1 protein-coding gene and 1 pseudogene are annotated in these 1,510 nt (G+C 61.0%); both read left to right on the top strand.

What is annotated here, in order from left to right; genetic code table 11:
- Positions 1-587 (top strand): response regulator (locus F6X53_RS33545; RefSeq protein ID WP_244965639.1); only part of this gene is annotated, 587 nt, incomplete at its 5' end.
- Between the two features lie 268 nt (positions 588-855).
- A pseudogene (locus F6X53_RS31510) lies at positions 856-1,068 on the top strand (DUF4287 domain-containing protein).
- Positions 1,069-1,510 lie beyond the last annotated feature (442 nt).

Raw genomic sequence — 1,510 nt, 5'->3', positions numbered from 1 at the left:
AACCGTTCTTCACGACCAAGGGCGTCGGACAGGGAACGGGTCTCGGACTGAGCCAGGTCTTCGGCTTTGCCAAGCAATCCGGAGGCGAGATCCGCGTACAGAGTACAGTCGGCCAGGGTACGATGTTCGTCCTGTACCTGCCGAGGGCGGAGGCCGCGGCCCATCTGCCTCAGGCCGAGCCCGAACCGCTCGTCGATGGACATGGCATGTGCGTCCTGGTGGTCGAGGACAACGCGGAAGTCGGAACGTTCGCGACCCAGACCCTGGCCGAACTCGGCTACGTCACCGTATGGGCGACCAACGCCGAGGAGGCACTCTCCGAGCTGGCCAAAGATGCCGACCGCTTCGACGTGGTGTTCACGGACGTTGTGATGCCGGGCATGAACGGGATCGATCTCGCTCACAGGATCCGGCGGGACCACCACGACTTGCCGGTGCTCCTGGCCTCCGGCTACAGCCACGTGCTGGCACAAAATGGAACCTACGGGTTCGAGCTACTGCACAAGCCATATTCGGTCGAACAGCTCTCCCGGCTCCTCCGCAAGGTTGCGACTTGGCAGCGACGCAAGCGCATCATGGGCCGGTAGGAGGCCCGTGACTCGATGGGAGAAGGCAGGCACCTAAGGGTTTCATATCGTCCACTCCCCAGACGTCTGCTTCCGAGGTAACCTGAATCGGCTGCTACGACATGGTTGGGTCGAAGGCGGAACGTCCGGTTCCAGCTATGGCGCACACGCTCGCTTACCACCCGTAGCGGGCACCGGCATGCTGCCGCGATAACTCATGCGGAGAGGTTGCGACCTGCACGGCTTAAGGCGAAGCTGCCGGGGACCAACTCGTGTGAAAGGTGCTCCCGTGCCTGCCGAACCCACCAAGGGACCTGCATCGTACTTTCCGTCCATCGAGAAGGAATACGGACGGCCAATCGGTGAATGGTAGCAGCTTGTCCGGGACCGGCTTCCCGCAAAGCACATGGATTTGGTGTCGATGCTGAAGAGTGAGCATGGGATGGGCCACGGGCACGCCAACGCGATCGTGGCCCATGTGCTGTCTACGGGGAGAGGGTAGCCGATCTCTGCCGCCAAGGCAGCGCGACTGCTTTCCCCTTCCCATTCATTCGAAACGACACTCTACCCTTACGGAAACGCAACCCGGTCGTAGCGTCCGCAACGGCTCGGTCTGCGTCGAGTGCATAACCCCCGTATGTCGGAGAACCGACCAGAAATCCGACAGGCCGGTTGGGGCGCGCGTGCCGGGTGTGAGGCAAGCCGCAGGTGCCGGCAATTCCTGTCAGGAAATCAGATATCCGGAAAACGGTCGTAACCGGACGCTCCTCTCGTGTGCCGTGAAAGTCCGGAATAGGTCAGGAGTTCGCGCTCCTCTTGCTCAGAAACGCGCCATCGGAGGATTTGTATCTTTAATCTAGGAAGATTTTCGCTTGGATTTAATACGAAGCCTCGTTGAGCGGGACTCACGCGGGGTAGCGGTGCGGAAAGGGGTGTGATTCTGT

Source organism: Methylobacterium soli, assembly GCF_008806385.1.
GTDB classification, from domain to species: domain Bacteria; phylum Pseudomonadota; class Alphaproteobacteria; order Rhizobiales; family Beijerinckiaceae; genus Methylobacterium; species Methylobacterium soli.
This window is presented reverse-complemented; position numbering and strand designations above follow the sequence as displayed.